Origin of the sequence: Mesorhizobium sp. Root102, from assembly GCF_001425625.1 — a bacterium.
Classification (GTDB): domain Bacteria; phylum Pseudomonadota; class Alphaproteobacteria; order Rhizobiales; family Rhizobiaceae; genus Mesorhizobium.
In genome coordinates, this window is the sequence record NZ_LMCP01000017.1 from 54,147 (window position 1) to 72,466 (window position 18,320).

Below are 18,320 nucleotides of genomic sequence, written 5' to 3' on the forward strand. Positions count from 1 at the left end.
AGAGATCGTCAACGCCGGCGCCTGCCTCTTCTCCCCAGCGGGGAGAAGGCCCGCGTAGCGGCCGGATGAGAAGGCCTGGGCGCGAACCTTACTCCGGGACGAACCTGACCGCGCCCTTGGCCGCGCTGGTGGCCATGGCGGCATAGGCGCGCAAAGCGGTCGTCACCTTGCGCTTGCGCTTTTCCTCGGGCTTCCAGGCCAGGGCGCCCTTTGCCTCCATCGCCGCCCGGCGCGCAGCGAGTTCCGCATCATCGACAGCAAGGCGGATGCTGCGGTTCGGGATGTCGATCTCGATAGTGTCGCCCTCCTGCACCAGCCCGATAAGTCCGCCTTCGGCGGCTTCAGGCGACGCATGGCCGATCGACAGGCCTGACGTGCCGCCGGAGAAGCGGCCGTCGGTGACCAGTGCGCAGGCCTTGCCCAGCCCTTTCGACTTCAGATAGCTGGTCGGATAGAGCATTTCCTGCATGCCGGGGCCGCCGCGCGGCCCCTCATAGCGGATGACGACGACATCGCCGGCCTTGATCTCGTTCGACAGGATCGCCTTGACGCTCGAATCCTGGCTTTCGAACACGCGGGCCGGGCCGGTGAATTTCAGGATCGACTCGTCGACGCCAGCTGTCTTCACAATGCAGCCGTCGAGCGCCAGATTGCCTTTCAGCACGGCAAGGCCGCCATCCTTGGAGAAAGGATGCTCGGCCGAACGGATAACGCCTTTCTCGCGGTCGAGATCGAGCTCGTCCCAGCGACGGTCCTGGCTGAAGGCGACCTGCGTCGGCACCCCGCCAGGGGCGGCGAGGAAGAAATCGCGCACGCTCTGGCTGGTCGAGCGCGAAATATCCCAATGGTCGAGCGCTTCGCCGAGCGTTGAGGTATGGACCGTCGGAAGGTCGCGGTTGATCAGGCCGGCATTGTCGAGCTGGCCGAGGATCGCCATGATGCCGCCGGCGCGGTGGACGTCTTCCATGTGCACGTCGGACTTGGCGGGAGCGACCTTGCACAGCACGGGCACCTTGCGCGACAGCGCGTCGATGTCATCCTGGTCGAAATCGATTTCGCCCTCATGGGCGGCGGCCAGGATGTGTAGCACCGTGTTGGTCGAGCCGCCCATGGCGATGTCGAGTGTCATGGCGTTTTCGAAAGCGCCCTTCGAGGCGATGTTGCGCGGCAGAGCGGTTTCGTCGTCCTGCTCGTAGTAGCGCTGGGCGAGATCGACGATCAGATGGCCGGCCTCGACGAACAGCCGCTTGCGATCGGCATGGGTGGCCAGCGTCGAGCCGTTGCCGGGCAGCGAAAGCCCCAGCGCCTCGGTCAGGCAATTCATCGAATTGGCGGTGAACATGCCCGAGCAGGAGCCGCAGGTCGGACAGGCCGAACGCTCGATGACCTTGACGTCCTCGTCGGAGATCATGTCGTCAGCGGCCGCGACCATGGCGTCGACCAAATCGAGCGCCTGCGTCTTGCCGGCAAGCACCACCTTGCCCGCTTCCATCGGACCGCCGGAAACGAAGACGGTCGGGATGTTGAGGCGCAAGCTGGCCATCAGCATGCCGGGGGTGATCTTGTCGCAATTGGAGATGCAGACCATGGCGTCGGCGCAGTGGGCGTTGACCATGTATTCGACCGAGTCGGCGATCAGCTCGCGCGACGGCAGCGAATAGAGCATGCCGTCATGGCCCATGGCGATGCCGTCATCGACGGCGATGGTGTTGAATTCCTTGGCGACGCCGCCGGCCTTCTCGATCTCGCGCGCGACCAACTGGCCGAGATCCTTGAGATGGACGTGGCCCGGCACGAACTGTGTGAAGGAATTGACCACCGCGATGATCGGCTTGCCGAAATCGCTGTCTTTCATGCCGGTGGCGCGCCAGAGGCCGCGAGCGCCGGCCATGTTGCGGCCATGGGTGGTGGTGCGGGAGCGATAGGCAGGCATGTTTTTTCCTTGGTGGCTGGCCGCAGCCCAGGAATGGCGCGGCAGAGCTGAATTCGGACCGCAGGCGTTATAGACGCGCAAGCCCGGTCTGGCCACAATTTTGCAATGCGCCAGATTTGCCGCAAAAAGTTGGATTTTCCGAAAAAATCGCGCGCCACTGTCGGATTGGGTGCCGCACGGCCGTCCTTGGGCAAACGGCATGGAAATGGCACCATTCCCGGAGCCAGCCGTTTCAACGTAACAGCAACCGAAACAGCCCGAGGAGCACGACATGCAAAAGATCACCACCTGCCTGTGGTTCGATGGACAGGCCGAGGAGGCGATGAACCATTACGTATCCATCTTCAAGAACTCGAAGGTACTGAGCGTGATGCGTTGGCCCAAGGGCCACGCCGATGAAGGCAAAGTGCTGCTGACCTCGTTCGAACTCGACGGCGTGCCGTTCCAGGCGCTCAATGGTGGGCCGAACTTCAAGTTCAACGAGGCGATGTCGCAGTCGATCGACTGCAAGACGCAGGAAGAGGTCGATTATTTCTGGGAGAAGCTCACGGAGGGCGGCGAGCCCGGCGTCTGCAGCTGGCTGAAAGACAAGTTCGGCGTCTCCTGGCAGGTCGTGCCGGAGCAATTGCCGAGGTTGCTTCTGGATCCGGACAGGGCCAAGGCCGGCCGGGTCATGTCGGCGATGATGCAGATGGGCAAGATCGACATTGCCAAGATCGAAGAAGCGGCGAAGGGGTGAGAAGCGATCTTCCCTTCTCCCCTTGTTGTGGGAGAAGGGAAGGCAGCGGCGCTCACGCCGCTCTGTCGCGGACCTGATAGTCCTTGATCGTGGCAAACTTGATCGCCTTCCAGCGTTCCGCTTCGTAATTCAGCGAAAAGGCGTGCTGGGCCAGAAACACCGGGTCGTTGTCGAGGTCGCGGGCGATGTCGCCGCGATGCGCCTCGATGAAGCGCAGCACTTCGGCCTTGTCGTCGGCCGAGATCCAGCGGCAAACTGAAAACCGCGACATCTCGAATTCGACCGGCAGCGTGTATTCGAAGTTCAGCCGCTCCTTCAAGACATCGAGCTGCAGCGCGCCTACGACGCCGACGATGGCCGGTGAACCGTCCTCCGGCGAAAACAGCTGCACGACGCCTTCCTCGGCCATCTGATGCAGTGCCTCCTTGAGTTTTTTCGCCTTCATCGCGTCGCCGAGGCGCACACGACGGAGGATTTCCGGGGCGAAATTCGGCACGCCCCTGAAAAGAATTTCCTCACCCTCGGTCAGCGTATCGCCGATGCGCAGCGTGCCGTGGTTGGGGATGCCGACGACGTCGCCGGCGAAGGCCTCGTCTGCGGTGACGCGGGTGCGGGCAAAGAAGAATTGCGGCGCCGACAACGACATCGGTTTCCCCGTGCGCACCAGCTTGGCCTTCATGCCGCGCTCGAGCTTGCCCGAGCAGACACGGACGAAGGCGATGCGGTCGCGGTGGTTGGGGTCCATGTTGGCCTGGATCTTGAAGACGAACGACGTCATCTTCTCCTCGGTCGCCTCGACCTTGCGGGTATCAGCCTCCTGCGCGCGCGGCGGCGGCCCGTAGGCGCCGAGCGCTTCGATCAGATCGCGGACGCCATAGTTGCGCAGCGCCGAGCCAAAATAGACCGGCGTCAGATGGCCTTCGCGGAAGGCGTCGATGTCGAGCGGACGGCAGGCTTCGCGCGCCAGTTCCAACTCCTCGATGAAGGCCTCGCGCTCGTTTTCCGGCAACAGCCCGGCGACGCGGTTGGAATCGGGACCGTTGACCGGGGTGCGCTCCTTTTCATCGTCGCCCTTGCGCACGGCGTTCAGCGCAAGGTGATAGGTGCCGGAGAACGTCTTGCCGCGGCCGATCGGCCAGGTGATGGGCGCTGTGTCCAGCGCCAGCTTCTGCTCGATCTCGTCGAGAATCTCGAACGGGTCGCGGCTTTCGCGGTCCATCTTGTTGACGAAGGTGATGATCGGAATGTCGCGCAGCCGGCAGACCTCGAACAGTTTCAGCGTGCGCGGCTCGATGCCCTTGGCGGCGTCGATGACCATGACGGCCGAGTCGACCGCCGACAGCGTGCGGTAGGTATCGTCGGCAAAATCCTCGTGGCCGGGCGTGTCGAGCAGGTTGAAGACATTGTTCTCATACTCGAAGGTCATCACCGAAGTGACGACCGAGATGCCGCGCTCGCGCTCGATCTTCATCCAGTCGGATCGCGTCTGGATCTTGTCCTTCTTGGCCTTGACCTCGCCGGCAAGCTGAATGGCGCCGCCGAACAGCAGCAGCTTTTCGGTCAGCGTCGTCTTGCCGGCGTCCGGGTGCGCGATGATCGCGAAGGTGCGGCGGCGCGATACCGCTTGTTCGATGTCTTCTGCCAATTAATGGAATCCTGTCTGTGGCGCGGGCTTCTAGCAGCGCTTTCCCGGCCTGTCGACAGTTTCGGACAGATCGGTGCGACGCGGCCGACGCAAGCGGATGGCTCGCCATTGGGCAAGCGAGCCTTTCTCCTACACACGCGGTCGGCGGCCGTCGGTCCTGCCGAGCCTGGTAACGGACGATATCTCCGAACGCTGGATGCCGACATCGCGTAGCAGATAATCCGGCAAATCGTCCAGCCACGCTCGGTCCCTGCGAACGCGCAGGATGCGCCCGAGGCTGGATCGACCGCGACGATAAATATCCATGGCCGCAGGATAGAAGCGCTCGATTAGGGACGGATCTGCTACCGGATCCAGTCTTGTACGAACAAGCATGGTGACATTTCCTTTTGTTGGATGACGGGAATTGGGAGGGCCATCGCATGACCCTCCCGGGATGCATTGACGCGTCAGGACTGGTCGTGTGCGCAGCTTACATAGGGGTTCCAGTCGGCGAACATGCCTGCTGGATTATGCCGCCAGTGCCAGACGTGAAGCTCGTAATAGGGGTCCACCGGATGGACGCCTACCGTCGTCTTGCGCTGAAGGGTCCGACCGAGGAACTCGGGAATACCCTCGCCCTTCCAATCCTTCTCAAAGACGATGTACTCCATGCCGACCAGTTGCATGGAACCGTCGGTCTCCGGCTCGTAGGTGAGCACATCCGGCTCGCCCAGCACCAGCTTGCCGTCGCCGGCGCGGCCGGGATGGATGAAGTGAACCCCCATCGTGCCGTGCTCGTCATGTGTCGTGCATTCGAAGAGCTGCTGGTAGCCTTCTGCCTTGGCGACCTCGATGTTGATGTACTTGGCCGCCATCTCCCGGGACCGGTTGAGCACCGGATCGGGCGTATCATGGGCATCCGCGGTGCCGCAGGCGAGCGCGGAGGCCCAAATGCCGGCCGACAATGCGGTACCGAGAACAAGATTTGCGAAGAGGTTCACGACCCGTCCCTCCCGTCAGGCGCCGGCGTGAGCCGTCGTTGGATCGAACAGACGCTTCACCTGCGTGATCTTCGTGGCCGGGAAGCCGCTCATTTTGGCATGGCGCTGGATGATCGCCTCGTCCTTGGCGAGATAGACGCAGAACGTCTTGTCGTCGGCGACGAAGGACTCGACCCACTGAATTTCCGGGCCGAGTTCGGCGAGAACGGCGTTCGAGGCCTTGGACGCCTCGCGAAGCTGCTCGCGCTCGAAAGTGCCTACCTTGGGAATTTCCCGCTCGATGATGTACTTTTGCATTTCGTAATCTCCTTGTCTGGGGTTCAAATGCCGCCGGACGGGCGACCATGTCGCTGCCGGTGACATCCCTGGGGTTGCTGCGTTAAAGTGCAACTTGGCTCGCCAGGCAGACGGAGAATGACAGGAGGGGCGGCTGACAGTCCTTACGCCGCTCTTATCTTCTTCTGATCCTTTGCCATTGTCGCTGGAGGGAATTCTGCCGATGGGAGTTTATTGCTTCGGCAATTTCGAGCTGAACGAGAATTCTCGCGGCCTTCGTCTCGCCGATAGGGAGATCGACGTACAACCTCTGGTCTTCGATTTCCTTGCCATCCTTCTGCGTCACAAGGACCGGGCCTTGAGCAAGGATGAGTTGCTCGAAAAGCTGTGGCCGGGTGTCACAGTGACCGAAGCCTCGCTACAGCGTGTTGCGAGCCTTGCCCGCAGTATTTTGCGCCAAGGCGGCATGGAAACGGCACTGCGCAATCTGCCGCGGTTCGGCTACCGGATCTGCCTCGATCCGCCGACAGTTTCCGATCGGAGCTTGAGCCCAGCCGATCCGGCTGACGCGCCTACGAGCCCGGGATCACAGATCCTGCATGCAAGAAAGGCAGCCACGGCCAGGAAATGGCAGGAAGCCGCAACCTTCTTCGTCGCAGCGGATGCCGCCCAGCAGCTTCTCACCGCCGATCTCGAGGAATGGGCGCTGGCGCTGGAATGTATGGGACGACCGGCTGAAGCCATTCCGCCCCTGACGCGTGCGGTCGCGGCATACAACACAGCCGGACAACGTCTGCGGGCGGCTTCTCCGGCCATCACGCTTTCGAGGATCCACCTTGAGAGAGGGGAGCTCGCGGTGGCCAAAGGCTGGCACAAGCGCGCTGCACAGTTGATCGATACGGCCACCGACAGCAGGGAACACGGCCTCTGGTGCTGGATGGGCGCGCGCATCATGGGAGCGGAAGCTGAGCCAGAGCAGGCGCTGGCGCTGGCCGAGCAGGCCTTCGAAGTTGGCAAACATCTCGAAGATCCTGTCGTTGAATCGCTCGGTCTGATCTATCGCGGCTTCTTCAAGCTTTGCCTTGGCGAAACCAAGTCAGGTGAAGAAGACCAGGACTTCGCAGCCGCCCTCGGCCTGTCCAGCGACATCGATCCGATCGTTGGCGGTATCCTCTATTGCAACATTCTTTGGGCCTGCCGGACCTTCGGCGACTGGGCGAGAGCCAACCAGTGGACGCTTGGCTATGAGAGCTGGTGTAAGGGACATGGGCTCGAGGACCTGTCGGGCTCGTGCCGGCTGCACCGGGCCGAGGTGCTGGGTGTCCACGGCACGCTGAAGGAGGCCGAGGCGCTGGTGCGCGCCGCGCTTGACCAGCTCGCCCTCGATGCGCCCTGGGCAACGGGCGATGCATTGCGCGTTCTTGGGGACATTCATCTCGCCGCCGGAGATCTCGCCGAGGCAGAAGTGGCCTATCGAGCGTCCCATGCCGCAGGTTGGGATCCACAGCCCGGGCTTGCGCTGCTGCAACTGGAGCAGGGCCAGGCCGAGGCTGCTTTCGCCGCGCTGGAGCGGTCCCTTGTCGGAAATGGCTGGCCGGCACTTCAGCGCAAGGGCCTCGTTCTCGCCACGCTCGCCAAGGTGGCAGCACGGACGGACCGAATGGGGCGCGCCAAGGAGGTTATCGCCGAACTGGAGGGCCAGCCACAGCGCTGGCCGATGGCATCGATCCGCGCGCTGACGGCCGAAGCCAAGGCCGAACTCTTCACACGCGAAGACCGTTTGGCCGACGCTGCCTCCGAACTGCAAGTCGCGTGCTCGCGCTGGGGCGAGATCGGTTCATCAATCAATGCCGCCGACGTCCGCCTGTCGCTCGCGGCGCTGCTTGTCCGCCTCGGCGATCGCACCGGTGCCGAACTGGAGCTAGGCAGCGCATTGGCGGTTGCAGAGAAGGTCGGTTCGTCACGGCTCTTGCGGCGACACCAAGAGCTGAAGGAACGGCTGGCCGACCTGCCGAAAGAACCGCTGGACCACGCATAATTCTTGCGAAGTGGCTCGCCAGGTCCGCCGCAAGCGCCGAAGCCGGAATAAGCTTCACATTCACTTCACTTGAGATCGGACCGAGGCGATGGCATGACGGGACAATTCCGATCAAAGGCCACAGCATGAGCAGTGCGAAAGAAATCATCATCATCGGGGCCGGCATCATCGGCGCCTCCATCGCCTGGCATCTGACCAAGGCCGGGGCGCGGGTGACGGTCGTTTCCGAAAGCGGCTCAGGTGGCGTCGCGACGCCAAATTCGTTCGCCTGGATCAATGCCAGCTGGGGCAATCCGGAACCGTATTTCAGGCTGCGCGCCCGCGCCATGGCCGAATGGACGCGGCTGGCGCGGGACCTGCCCGGCGTGCCGCTGAGCTGGTGCGGCGGCCTGTGCTGGGATTTGTCGGTGGCCGACATGGAAACCTATGCCACCGAGCATTCCGCCTGGGGCTATGGCATCGAGCGCGTCGATCGCGTCGGTGCTGCGCGCATCGAGCCCAATCTCGTCGAGCTTCCGGATTTTGCCCTGCATGTGGCTGAGGAAGGCGTCGCCGAACCGGTGACTGCCACTCGTGCTCTGCTGGCAGATGCCGAAGGACGCGGCGCTCGCATCATCTCCAGCACGGTCACGGCGCTGGTTCAAACCGACGGCAAGATCACCGGTGTCGACACATCCCATGGCCTGATTGCATCAGACGAGGTGGTGATCGCGGCCGGCGTCGGTTCGCCGGAGATCGCCGCGACGGCCGGGATCAACTTGCCGATCGAAACACCGCCCGGCCTGATCGTCCATTCGCGGCCTCACAGAAAGCTGCTCAACGGGCTGGTGCTGGCCGAGCGACTGCATATGCGCCAGACCGCGGAAGGCCGCATCATCGCCGGCTCGGATTTTGGCGGCGCCGACCCGGGCATGGATGCCGAAGCCACCGCCCACGCGCTGTTTGCCGCCATGAAAGCCATGCTGCGCGACGGCGACGGACTGGAGCTCGATTTCCACACGGTCGGCTACCGGCCGACGCCGATCGACGGCTTTCCGATCATCGGCCGCGCCGAGGGCGTGGACGGTGTCTATGTCGCGGTCATGCATTCCGGCATCACGCTGGCGCCGGCCGTCGGCCTGTTCGCCGCCCGCGAAATCCTCGACGGAGAGCGCGACCCGCTGCTCGCCCCTTATGGATTGTCGCGCTTCGCTCAATAGGCGGGCGGACGGCGAAAGCCACCGGTTAGTGGTTCGATTGCCCTGGCGATGCCGAGCAGCTGCGCTTCCGACCAGCGTTTGCCGACCAGTTGCAGGCCGACCGGCAGGCCGGCGCTGTCCAGTCCGCACGGCATGGAAAGCGCTGGATGGCCGCTGTAGTTGAACACCGCGCCATAGGCCGGCAGCATCCAGTAGCTCTGCTCCTTGCCGTCGACCTCGATCAGTGCCCCCGGCTCGCAATGCGGGAAGGCCGTGGTCATGGCCACCGGGCAGAGCAGCGCATCATGGCTTTCGAAAAACCGGTCCCAGGCGAGAACGGACCTGTCACGGCGGGCGAGTGCCTCGAACCAACGCGAGACCGGTGTCGGTTCCTCCGGGGGCTCCGGCTGGGCGGCCTCCATCATGATGCCGATCAGCGCGCCGCCCTGCTCCAGATCGTCATGCAGATCGAGTTTTGGCAGTTTTGCTTCTTCGATGACGGCGCCGGCGCGTTGCAGCTGCCTTGCGAGACTTTCGACCGCGGCGCTGATGTCGCCGGCCACCGGAAGCCCGGGAAAGGACGGCGCGAAGGCGATGCGCAACGTCCTAGGGTCGAGCTTCGGCATGTCCCCGACCGGCACCGGCGCAAGATCAGTGTCGCGCCCGTCCGGCCCAGCGATGATTTGGTAGATCAGCGATAGATCTTCCACACTGCGCGCCAGCGGCCCAAGACAGGACATCAGCCGCACGCTGCGCGCGGCACCGCCGGGATCTGGAAAGGCGCCGGCCAGCGAGACACGATGCTCTGTCGGCTTCAGGCCGTAGACACCGCAAAAGGCGGCCGGCAGGCGAATCGAAGCCTGCATGTCGCTGCCGACATCGAACGGCGTCATTCCCGAGCAAAGTGCAGCCGCAGCGCCGCCGCTGGAACCGCCAGCCGTGCGCTGGAGGTTCCAGGGATTGCTGGTACGGCCGAACAGCGGATTGTTCGACTGCCAGTCCGAAAGCATGGTCGCGACATTGGTCTTGGCCATCAGCACACCGCCTGCGGCCCTCAACCGGGTGACGACCGGGCTGTCTTGTCTGGCGACATAGTGGGCAAAGGGCGGGAAGCCGACCGTGGTCTTCACGCCAGCCGTTTCATGGGTGTCCTTTAGTGTGAACGGCACGCCGTGCAGCGGCCCGAGCGCGTCGCCGCGCGTCAGCGCCGCGTCGGCCTTCTCGGCTTGGCTGCGAGCCCCTTCCCTGTCGAGCGAAATGACGGCGTTGACCGCCTGGTTGTGCGCATCGATCTGCGCCAGATGAGCATCGAGTGCTTCGACGGCGGAGATCTTGCAGTCACGGATCGCAGCGGCCAGTTCGAAGGTTGAGGAAAAGACGAACTCCATGATCAGGCTCCGGCTTGGCCGCGCTCGCCCTGGTCAAGATGGCGGACAGCGGTGCGACTTCCAGTCGAGTTGAGCATTCGAGGATTGGCTGCGTTTGATCGAAATTGTGCTGCCGATGTCAGTGGTCTACGGTGCCCCCTCCGGCCTGCCGGCCATCTCCCCCACAAGTGGGGAGATCCGCAGCTTCAGCGCCGCGCTCGGTCTTGCAGCGTTGGATGTTGGCGAAAGCCGCGATAATAGCCAATCTCTCCCCGTGTGCGGGAGATGTCTGGCAGGACAGAGGCGGGCGCTGTCCCGCGGCGTTGCCGCAATTTGCGCTTACCCGACCAGCGCCAGCTTCGCCGCAATCGGAGCAAATGGCCGGATGGCCATGCCATCGGCGGTGATCGTGACGAAACTCGACGGCGGGATCGCCTGCCAGTCGCCGCCCTCGCGGTCGAATGGTTCGGAGACGATGCAGCGGCCGCCACCCTTGCGCAGGACAGAAGTGTAGAGCGTCGGCGCATGAGCGTCGGTGGCATAGCGCACCGCATGCAGCGCCTGCCCGTCGGAGAAGGCGGCGGTGAGTTTCAGCGCCGGCTCGAGGCCGGCGCGGCGCGAGGCTTCGAGCACGCGGCTGGTGGCGCGGGAAACGGCGCCTTGTGGATCGGTGGCCAATCCCTCGTCGATCATCAGCAGGAAAAACAGTTCGGAATCGGTGCTGCCTTCGCGCTGGTCGAAGACGGCGTCGGACAGCGAGTTCTCCAGCGCACGGCGGATCTTCTCGAAGCCGCCGATCTGGCCGTTGTGCATGAACGACCAGGCGCTGGAGATGAACGGATGGCAGTTCATGCGACTGGTGGCGCCGCCAGTGGACGCCCGCACATGGGCGAGGAACAGGCCGGATTTGATCTGCCGGCACAGGCTCTTCAGATTGGGATCCGACCAGGCCGGCAGGATATCGCGATAGAGACCCGGCTCCTGGCGATCGCAATACCAGGCAAGGCCAAAACCGTCGCCATTGGTCGGCGACTTCGCTTCCTGGGCGCAATGGCTCTGGGCAATCAGCGAGTTACAGGGCGCGGTGAGGAGGTCTTCGAGAAAGACCGCTTCACCAAGATAGGCCGCCCACCGGCACATCGCTTCTGTCGTCCTCTAGGCGCGATCCATACGAGCCGCAGGCTCCTTGGCCGCGTGTGTGCCTCTGTTGTGCGTCCGCTCGTAGAGTTCGCGAACGATTCGGCTGGCTGTAGTTTCAAACAGAAATGGCAAGAAAGCGTGAACGAGCGCGGCGCCCGCCGCCAGCAACAGCCGCGACGAGAACCAGCCGGCAAAGGCCATATGACTGAGATAGGTTTCGCCGACCTTGGCCGGATGAGAGGTGAAGATCCTTGCGACCGACATGCTGGTCCCCTTCAGCGCTTGAAGTTCCCGATATGAGTATCCTGACATGCTTCGCCGGTTCATCGGTCTCAAAATATCCTTGTAATCGGCCAGGTCATGGGACAAACATCCCACATGGCTCCGCAAATCGACGAAATCGACCGAAAATTACTCACCGAGTTGCAACGCGACGGCACGCTGTCGGTCGACCAGCTGTCGGAACGTGTGGCGCTGTCGCGCAATGCCTGCTGGCGCCGCGTGAAGCGGCTGGAGGAGGATGGCGTCATCACCGGCCGGGTGGCACTGGTCGATGCCGAGAAGCTCGGACTTGGGCTTTCCGTCTTCATCCTGATCCGCACGTCCAACCACGACCCGGAGTGGCTGCAGAAATTCCGGGTGGCGGTGACCGGCTTTCCCGAGATCACCGGTGTCTACCGCATGTCCGGCGACCTCGATTATGTCTTGCGCGCCCGCGTTGCCGACGTGAAGGCCTATGACCGGCTCTACCAGCGGCTGATCGCCAAGGTGGCGCTGTCGGACGTTTCCGCCTCGTTCGTGATGGAGGAGATCAAGGAAACCACGGTCGTTCCGCTGGCCTGGTCATAGTGATGCCTGAAAGAAAGCCGTTGATAGCATTCCGGTCGAGTTGACCGAATCGCCGTTCGCGCCGATAGGATCGATTTTATGCGCGCAGCCCTTCAAACTCCCTCCGTCATCGGTCCGACCGTCGGCTTCGTCAGGTTGCCGCATGGTGAAGGACTTCCCCTTCCTGCCTATGAAAGCACCGGTGCGGCCGGCATGGATTTGCGCGCCGCGGTGCCGGACGACCGGCCGCTGTTGATCCTACCGGGAAAACGCGCTTTGGTGCCGACCGGGCTGATTCTGGAAATTCCCGAAGGCATGGAAGGTCAGGTCCGGCCACGCTCCGGCCTTGCGTTCAAACATGGCCTAACCGTTCTGAACACGCCCGGCACCATCGACAGCGACTATCGCGGCGAAGTGAAGGTGCTGCTGATCAACCTCGGCGACGAGGACTTTGCCGTGACGCGCGGCATGCGCATCGCCCAGATCGTTTTCGCGGCGGTGACGCAAGCGGCGGTGGAAGAGCGCACTTTAGCCGGCGGCACGGCGCGTGGCGCAGGTGGGTTCGGATCGACCGGCACCGCCTGATGTCTGAACTGCCTAAACTTGTCATCTTTGACTGTGACGGTGTCCTGGTCGATACGGAGAACCTGGCCAATCGGCGTCTCGCCGAATGGCTGGCCGCTGCCGGCTATCCGACAAGCTTCGAAAATTGCCGCAAGAATTTTTCCGGCCGCAGCATGGCGTCGGTGCAAAAGGAGATCGAAGAAGAGACCGGCGTCAGGCTTGGCGCCGATTTCGTCGATCGCTGGAATGCCGGCCTGCCGGACCTGTTCGCCCACGGCGTCGAGGCGATCCCCTACGTCCGCGAGTTTGTCGAAGCCGTGCGTTCCGCCGGAATCGCCTATTGCGTCGCCACTTCGGCCCGGGTGTCGAAAATGCACATCACGCTCGGCCAGACCGGGCTGTTGCCGCTGTTCGAGCACGCAATGTTCAGCTCGACCATGGTCGAGCGCGGCAAGCCGTTCCCCGACCTGTTCCTGCATGCGGCCAAGACCATGGGCTTTTCGCCCAGCGAGTGCATCGTCATCGAGGACAGCGTCGCCGGCACGCAGGCCGGCATCGCCGCCAGCATGCGTGTGTTTTCCTATCATGGCGATCCCTATTCCGACCGCGACGGCCTGATCCAGGCCGGCGGCATCCTGTTCGACGACATGCGCGAACTGGCCGGGCTGGTGCCGATTCACTGACCTATCTTCAGCCGCGGCTGTACGCCTCGATTGTCCGTGCTAGCTTGGCGCCGCCAACTCGAGGCCACGCATGAAACCCAGCCTGCTTCGCTTCATCCTCGCCTTGATGCTGCTGCCGTTTTTGTGGGCCGCGGCCGGCGCGCAAGCCGTCAGCTTCCCAGAACTCGGCAGCGCGCTGCCCGGGCGCAAGGATATCACCTATCTCGACCTGGCCAGGATGGTCATTCCCGATCTGACCGCGGACAAGGACGGCTTCTATAGGGGCGGGTTGCCAATCGAGATGCACCATATCGAAGGACCGGACAGCGGCGGCTCGCCGCCCGAGACGTCGGGCTTTTCCAATGCCGCGGTGCTTGCCATCAAGGCCGGCGGCAAGGACCGGCTGACCATGCTGTTCGACCTCGGCGATTCTCCCGACAGCGCCGAAGGCTATGCGGTGCTGGCGCTCTACGACATCACGGCCAAGCCGAAAGTGCTCGACGCCGTCAATGTCGCAGTCGACCGCGGTACCTATTTCCGCGAGCCGGGCAAGCTTTCCGTCGGCGCCAACGACGACATCCTCGTCACCATGAGCGCGCATTTCAATTCGAGCCAGAACTATGTGATCACGCCGCTGATCATGATCCGCGACGACAAGTTCGAACTGATCGACATGATCTATACGTTCGATGAGAACCTCTGCGCCTACAGCCGCAAACAGGACGTGGCTTTGCAGACCGTCGCCGACGGCCAGCCTTATGCCGCCATCAAGGTGACGGTGACCGACTCCACTGTGCTGAACGGCGAAAGCTGCGACGACGAACCACCCAAGCCCGAGTCTCACGCGATTTCCGTCACCTATCGCTGGGACAAGAAGACATCGCGCTACGCCAAGGATTCCGACGCGCTGGACAAATTGGCAGGAGAGAACGCCAAACGCTTCTGAACCAACCGCATTCGTTTGCCCGGCCAAATGGGGCAGGATAAAATCCGCTTAGCCACACAGCACATGATGGGGGAACTACCATGGACAAGGGCAAGATCTTTCGCGACCTGCATGCCTCAACCTTCGTCATGCCCAATCCCTGGGATATCGGCACGACGAAGCTGTTGGGCTCGTTCGGCTTCACCGCGCTGGCGACGACCAGCGCCGGCTTTGCCTTTTCACGCGGCCTGCCGGATGGCGACGTGACCTTTGACCAGATGATCCACCATTGCCGCGAAGTGACGGCGGCGACCAGCCTGCCAGTCTCGGCCGACCTCGAGAAGGGCAAGGGCGACAGCGCCGAGCAGGCCGCCGAAACCATCTTCGCGGCCGAAGCAGCCGGTCTTGCCGGCTGCTCGATCGAAGACCACACCGGCGACCCGGACAAGCCGATCTATGATTTTGCGCACGCCGTCGAGCGCGTTGCGGCAGCCGTGGAGGCGGCGCGCGCGCTCAAACGGGATTTCGTCTTCACCGCACGCGCCGAGAATTTTTTGTGGGGCAAACACGACCTCGACGACACCATCAAGCGGCTGCAGGCCTTCGAGAAGGCCGGTGCCGACGTGCTCTATGCGCCAGGCATTGGCGACGTCGAGATGATCCGCACGCTCTGCTCGGCGGTCAGCAAGCCGGTCAACGTCATGGCGAGGCCCGGCTTCACCATCGCCGACCTTGCCATGGCCGGAGTCAAGCGCATCTCGCTCGGGCCGTGGCTGACCAATTTCGCCTATGGCATGCTGGAAACGGCGGCACGCGAGATCCAGCAGGACGGCACCTTCGGCTTCACCCGCGCCGCCATGCCGTTCGGCAAATTGCAAGCGCTTTTCGCTAAACCCGTCGCGTGACGCTTGCGGTCACTGGCGGCTTGCGCGGGCCGAAATCGCCTTGTGCAGATGCACCATCATGGCGGCGGCGAACAGCGGCGTCACCAGATTGAGCAGCGGCACGGCGAGGAAGGCTGATATGACCAGCCCGGCGAGAAACACCGTGCCGGCATAGTGCCTGCGCAAGGCCCTGGCCTCTTCTTCCCCGCGAAAGCGCATGGCGGCGAATTCGAAGAACTCGCGCCCGAGCAGATAGCCGTTGACGATGAAGAAGGCGGCGATGTTGACGCCCGGCACCAGCAGAAGCAGCAGGGCGACGATGTTGCCAAGAATGACGACGCCGAGAAATCGCATCGACAGCACCAGCGAGCGCAGCGCCGGCATGGCGCGGCCGGATGGATCGCCGGGATAGTCGGTGCGCTCGACCACCTCGGCGATGTCGTCGAGGAACAGGCCGGCTACAACAGCCGTCACCGGCGCAATGAGCAGTGCCATGCCGAAGGCAAGCGCAATGGCAGCGACGATGCCGCCCAGCCACCCGGCCCAGGATGGCATGCCGGGCAACAGCGTCTGTAGCCAAGGCAGCGCCAGCCACTCGACAAGGCTGGTCAGACCGAACCACAAGGCCAGCAGCGCCAGCACGGTCAAGCCCAGCGTCTTGATGAACACGGCACGAAACTGAGGCGAGAGCAGCTCAAGAGCCGCGGTGCGGGCAGCGTCGAAAATCACCGTGCTTCAACCCCAGGTCAACGGACGCCGCCGAAAAGGCGGACGCTTCCGAGATAGGCAGCCGAGGTCGCGAGCACAAGCGCGGACACCTATCGGGCAAGCGCCGCCTTGCGAACCGGGACGGTCATGGCTGCAACCCCGACCACGACAAACGCCATGCCAAGCCACGCCGTCGAACCGAGGCTTTCGCCAAGGAAGACGGCGCCGATGCCGACGCCGATCGGCACGCGCAGATAGGCTTGCGAGGTGGTGCCGACCGAACCAAGCGTATGGATGAGGCGGAAATAGATGACGAAGGCCAGCGCGGTGGAAAACGCCGACAGGCCGAGCAAGGCCAGGATCGACGCCGTCGATGGCGCCAGCGTCCACGGCTGGTCGAACACAAGACTGAGCGGCACGAGAATGACGGCGCCGCACAGCATCGAACCCGCGGCCGGCAGCATCGGATCGAGGCCCTTGAAGCCACGGCCGAAAATGGCCGCACCCGCATAGCAGATTGTTGCCGCGACGATTGCCAACTGCGCCCACAGCTCGTGACCAAGGCCACCCAGCGCCTCGGTGCCGATGATGAGGCAGATGCCGGCAATGCCGGCGCCGACGCCAATCAGTTTGCGCAAAGTAACCGGCTCGTGGCGGGTAATGAGCGCGGTCAAAAGGAAGGTGAAGATCGGCGAGGTCGCGTTCAGGATCGTGGCGAGGCCCGCGTCGACCGAGCGTTCGGCCGCGGCGATCAAGGTGAACGGTATGACGCTGTTGAGGCAGGCCTGGAAGGCGAAGCGGCGCCAGCTTGCCGCGTCGCCCGGCATGGCGAGCCCGCGCCAGCGGATGATGGCGAACAGGATGCCACCGGCGATCAGGGTGCGGGCGGCGATGAAGGTGACCGGCGGGATCGTCTCGACGCCCATCTTGATGAAGGTGTAGGAGGCGCCCCAGAGCACCGCCAGCACGGCGAGCAGCGCCAGGTCGGTCGTCATGTCGTTTTTTGCAGGCTCGTTCTTTGTCGATATGCTCTTTGTAGACATTGGGGGCTGACTCGCCTTCGAAACGGGATCGGCTGGCCCAGATTTGTAGGCGATGCGGCGATGAAATGTTTCGGCCACGGTCGAATTGTCATAGCGCCTCGTTGCCGATGAGCAACGCGCACCCTGAATTGAAAAGACCGCGGCGCCACATGCCTGCTCGATGCGGGGATGGTCATCGCCGCCCCACCGGCGATGACAGAAAATCGGTTGCCAATTTTCGGGGGTCATGCTGTAGACCCGCCCGGGCGCGGCAAGAAGCCGGCTCGGTTTTTGGCGGAGACATTGATGCCGAAATATGACGTGCTTTGCATCGGCAATGCCATTGTCGACATCATCGCCCAGTGCGACGAGGAATTCCTCGAGACCAACGGCATCATCAAAGGCGCGATGAACCTCATCGACACTCGACGCGCCGAACTGCTCTACAGCCGCATGGGCCCGGCGATCGAAGCCTCCGGCGGCAGCGCCGGCAACACGGCGGCCGGCGTCGCCAGCTTCGGCGGCCGTGCCGCCTTCTTCGGCAAGGTCTCCAACGATGCGCTGGGCGAAATCTACGCCCACGACATCCGTGCGCAGGGCGTCGCCTTCGACACCAGGCCGCTCAAGGGCGAGCCGCCGACGGCGCGCTCGATGATCTTCGTCACCCCCGACGGCGAGCGCTCGATGAACACCTACCTCGGCGCCTGCGTCGAGCTCGGACCGGAGGATGTCGAAGCCGACAAGGCTTCCGGCGCCAAGGTCACCTATTTCGAAGGTTATCTGTGGGACCCGCCGCGGGCCAAGGAAGCGATCCGACAGACGGCGAAGCTGGCGCACGCGGCAGGCCGCGAAGTGTCCATGACACTGTCGGATTCGTTCTGCGTCGATCGCTACCGCGACGAGTTCCTCGACCTTATGCGCTCGGGCACGGTCGACATCGTCTTTGCCAACAGCCACGAGATCAAGTCGCTCTACCAGACGTCGTCGTTCGACGATGCGCTGGCGCAGATCCGCAAGGATTGCAGGATCGCCGCCGTGACCCGCTCGGAAAAAGGCTCGGTGATCGTGCGCGGCGACGAGACCGTGGTGATCAAGGCGACCGCCATCAAGGAGCTTGTCGACACGACGGGCGCCGGCGATCTCTATGCCGCCGGGTTCCTGCATGGGTACACGCAAGGCCGCGACCTGCAGACCTGCGGCGACCTTGGCTCACTGGCGGCCGGATTGGTGATCCAGCAGATCGGACCCAGGCCGCGGCACAATTTGCACCGCGAGGCTGAGCAGGCGGGGTTGCTCTAGGGACCGTCAAGCTGCCGATCTCCCCCTCGTGGGCATATGCGCTAAGATAGGTGTTGCAGTGGGGAATCGGTTGTGATTCTACACTGCGATGACTCACGAATCGCTTGTAGATGACGGCTGGGCCGAGAC

General features: G+C 63.4%; 18 protein-coding genes. 9 read left to right on the forward strand and 9 right to left on the reverse strand.

Annotation, left to right across the window (positions count from 1 at the left end):
• Nucleotides 1-88: 88 nt before the first annotated feature.
• On the reverse strand, nt 89-1,933 hold the full coding sequence (ilvD, locus tag ASD12_RS16695; RefSeq protein ID WP_056588200.1) for a dihydroxy-acid dehydratase: 1,845 nt from the start codon (nt 1,931-1,933) through the stop codon (nt 89-91).
• A gap of 271 nt (nt 1,934-2,204) precedes the next feature.
• On the opposite strand from ilvD, the gene ASD12_RS16700 reads away from it, so the two are divergent.
• Complete coding sequence (locus tag ASD12_RS16700) at nt 2,205-2,672, forward strand: VOC family protein (protein ID WP_056588203.1); 468 nt, start codon at nt 2,205-2,207, stop codon at nt 2,670-2,672.
• Nucleotides 2,673-2,724: 52 nt separating this feature from the next.
• Here the strand turns inward: ASD12_RS16700 and ASD12_RS16705 are convergent, their stop codons facing one another.
• The 3 genes from ASD12_RS16705 to ASD12_RS16715 all read right to left on the reverse strand — a co-directional run bounded on the left by ASD12_RS16705 (nt 2,725) and on the right by ASD12_RS16715 (nt 5,597).
• Nucleotides 2,725-4,317, reverse strand: a complete 1,593-nt coding sequence (locus ASD12_RS16705; protein ID WP_056588205.1) for a peptide chain release factor 3 — start codon at nt 4,315-4,317, stop codon at nt 2,725-2,727.
• 449 nt (nt 4,318-4,766) lie between these two features.
• Nucleotides 4,767-5,300 (reverse strand): hypothetical protein, encoded by a 534-nt coding sequence (locus tag ASD12_RS16710; protein WP_056588208.1) that lies wholly within the window; start codon nt 5,298-5,300, stop codon nt 4,767-4,769.
• Between the two features lie 15 nt (nt 5,301-5,315).
• On the reverse strand, nt 5,316-5,597 hold the full coding sequence (locus ASD12_RS16715) for a DUF4242 domain-containing protein (RefSeq protein ID WP_056588210.1): 282 nt from the start codon (nt 5,595-5,597) through the stop codon (nt 5,316-5,318).
• Nucleotides 5,598-5,799: 202 nt separating this feature from the next.
• Here ASD12_RS16715 and ASD12_RS16720 point away from each other — a divergent pair, with 202 nt between their 5' ends.
• A complete protein-coding gene (locus ASD12_RS16720; RefSeq protein WP_056588214.1) occupies nt 5,800-7,614 on the forward strand; it encodes a winged helix-turn-helix domain-containing protein in 1,815 nt (604 codons plus the stop codon).
• A 125-nt stretch (nt 7,615-7,739) separates the two neighbouring features.
• On the forward strand, nt 7,740-8,813 hold the full coding sequence (locus ASD12_RS16725; RefSeq protein WP_056588217.1) for an FAD-binding oxidoreductase: 1,074 nt from the start codon (nt 7,740-7,742) through the stop codon (nt 8,811-8,813).
• Here ASD12_RS16725 and ASD12_RS16730 read toward each other — a convergent pair.
• The 3 genes from ASD12_RS16730 to ASD12_RS16740 form a co-directional block, all read right to left on the reverse strand.
• On the reverse strand, nt 8,807-10,180 hold the full coding sequence (locus tag ASD12_RS16730; protein ID WP_056588220.1) for an amidase: 1,374 nt from the start codon (nt 10,178-10,180) through the stop codon (nt 8,807-8,809). The two genes, ASD12_RS16725 and ASD12_RS16730, sit on opposite strands and share 7 nt — an antisense overlap.
• A 318-nt stretch (nt 10,181-10,498) precedes the next feature.
• Nucleotides 10,499-11,299, reverse strand: a complete 801-nt coding sequence (locus ASD12_RS16735) for a class II glutamine amidotransferase (protein ID WP_056588224.1) — start codon at nt 11,297-11,299, stop codon at nt 10,499-10,501.
• A 15-nt stretch (nt 11,300-11,314) separates the two neighbouring features.
• Nucleotides 11,315-11,563, reverse strand: coding sequence for a DUF6356 family protein (locus ASD12_RS16740; protein ID WP_056588227.1), 249 nt, complete (start codon nt 11,561-11,563; stop codon nt 11,315-11,317).
• A 114-nt stretch (nt 11,564-11,677) separates the two neighbouring features.
• Between ASD12_RS16740 and ASD12_RS16745 the strand changes: the two genes are divergently transcribed.
• The 5 genes from ASD12_RS16745 to ASD12_RS16765 all read left to right on the forward strand — a co-directional run bounded on the left by ASD12_RS16745 (nt 11,678) and on the right by ASD12_RS16765 (nt 15,183).
• Complete coding sequence (locus ASD12_RS16745) at nt 11,678-12,148, forward strand: Lrp/AsnC family transcriptional regulator (protein WP_056588230.1); 471 nt, start codon at nt 11,678-11,680, stop codon at nt 12,146-12,148.
• Between the two features lie 78 nt (nt 12,149-12,226).
• Nucleotides 12,227-12,712 (forward strand): dUTP diphosphatase, encoded by a 486-nt coding sequence (gene dut / locus ASD12_RS16750; RefSeq protein WP_056588233.1) that lies wholly within the window; start codon nt 12,227-12,229, stop codon nt 12,710-12,712.
• Nucleotides 12,712-13,374, forward strand: coding sequence for an HAD family phosphatase (locus tag ASD12_RS16755; protein WP_056588236.1), 663 nt, complete (start codon nt 12,712-12,714; stop codon nt 13,372-13,374). The genes dut and ASD12_RS16755 overlap by 1 nt, the downstream gene beginning before the upstream one ends.
• Nucleotides 13,375-13,444: 70 nt before the next feature.
• On the forward strand, nt 13,445-14,299 hold the full coding sequence (locus ASD12_RS16760; RefSeq protein ID WP_056588239.1) for a hypothetical protein: 855 nt from the start codon (nt 13,445-13,447) through the stop codon (nt 14,297-14,299).
• Nucleotides 14,300-14,379: 80 nt separating this feature from the next.
• Entirely contained in the window at nt 14,380-15,183 is an 804-nt protein-coding gene (locus ASD12_RS16765; RefSeq protein WP_056588242.1) for an oxaloacetate decarboxylase, read from the forward strand.
• Between the two features lie 9 nt (nt 15,184-15,192).
• Here the strand turns inward: ASD12_RS16765 and ASD12_RS16770 are convergent, their stop codons facing one another.
• Nucleotides 15,193-15,891, reverse strand: coding sequence for a sulfate transporter family protein (locus tag ASD12_RS16770; RefSeq protein ID WP_056588245.1), 699 nt, complete (start codon nt 15,889-15,891; stop codon nt 15,193-15,195).
• A gap of 89 nt (nt 15,892-15,980) precedes the next feature.
• Nucleotides 15,981-16,865, reverse strand: a complete 885-nt coding sequence (locus ASD12_RS16775) for an EamA family transporter (RefSeq protein ID WP_244482869.1) — start codon at nt 16,863-16,865, stop codon at nt 15,981-15,983.
• A gap of 333 nt (nt 16,866-17,198) precedes the next feature.
• Between ASD12_RS16775 and ASD12_RS16780 the strand changes: the two genes are divergently transcribed.
• Nucleotides 17,199-18,191, forward strand: a complete 993-nt coding sequence (locus ASD12_RS16780) for an adenosine kinase (protein ID WP_056588249.1) — start codon at nt 17,199-17,201, stop codon at nt 18,189-18,191.
• Nucleotides 18,192-18,320: the final 129 nt, after the last annotated feature.

Bases quoted from the DNA above. Each gene is read 5' to 3' on its own strand.
- ilvD (WP_056588200.1), bottom strand. From the start codon at position 1,933: ATGCCTGCCTATCGCTCCCGCACCACCACCCATGGCCGCAACATGGCC.
- ASD12_RS16700 (WP_056588203.1), top strand. From the start codon at position 2,205: ATGCAAAAGATCACCACCTGCCTGTGGTTCGATGGACAGGCCGAGGAG.
- ASD12_RS16715 (WP_056588210.1), bottom strand. From the start codon at position 5,597: ATGCAAAAGTACATCATCGAGCGGGAAATTCCCAAGGTAGGCACTTTC.
- ASD12_RS16720 (WP_056588214.1), top strand. From the start codon at position 5,800: ATGGGAGTTTATTGCTTCGGCAATTTCGAGCTGAACGAGAATTCTCGC.
- ASD12_RS16725 (WP_056588217.1), top strand. From the start codon at position 7,740: ATGAGCAGTGCGAAAGAAATCATCATCATCGGGGCCGGCATCATCGGC.
- ASD12_RS16730 (WP_056588220.1), bottom strand. From the start codon at position 10,180: ATGGAGTTCGTCTTTTCCTCAACCTTCGAACTGGCCGCTGCGATCCGT.
- ASD12_RS16735 (WP_056588224.1), bottom strand. From the start codon at position 11,299: ATGTGCCGGTGGGCGGCCTATCTTGGTGAAGCGGTCTTTCTCGAAGAC.
- ASD12_RS16740 (WP_056588227.1), bottom strand. From the start codon at position 11,563: ATGTCGGTCGCAAGGATCTTCACCTCTCATCCGGCCAAGGTCGGCGAA.
- ASD12_RS16745 (WP_056588230.1), top strand. From the start codon at position 11,678: ATGGCTCCGCAAATCGACGAAATCGACCGAAAATTACTCACCGAGTTG.
- dut (WP_056588233.1), top strand. From the start codon at position 12,227: ATGCGCGCAGCCCTTCAAACTCCCTCCGTCATCGGTCCGACCGTCGGC.
- ASD12_RS16755 (WP_056588236.1), top strand. From the start codon at position 12,712: ATGTCTGAACTGCCTAAACTTGTCATCTTTGACTGTGACGGTGTCCTG.
- ASD12_RS16760 (WP_056588239.1), top strand. From the start codon at position 13,445: ATGAAACCCAGCCTGCTTCGCTTCATCCTCGCCTTGATGCTGCTGCCG.
- ASD12_RS16765 (WP_056588242.1), top strand. From the start codon at position 14,380: ATGGACAAGGGCAAGATCTTTCGCGACCTGCATGCCTCAACCTTCGTC.
- ASD12_RS16775 (WP_244482869.1), bottom strand. From the start codon at position 16,865: ATGACGACCGACCTGGCGCTGCTCGCCGTGCTGGCGGTGCTCTGGGGC.
- ASD12_RS16780 (WP_056588249.1), top strand. From the start codon at position 17,199: ATGCCGAAATATGACGTGCTTTGCATCGGCAATGCCATTGTCGACATC.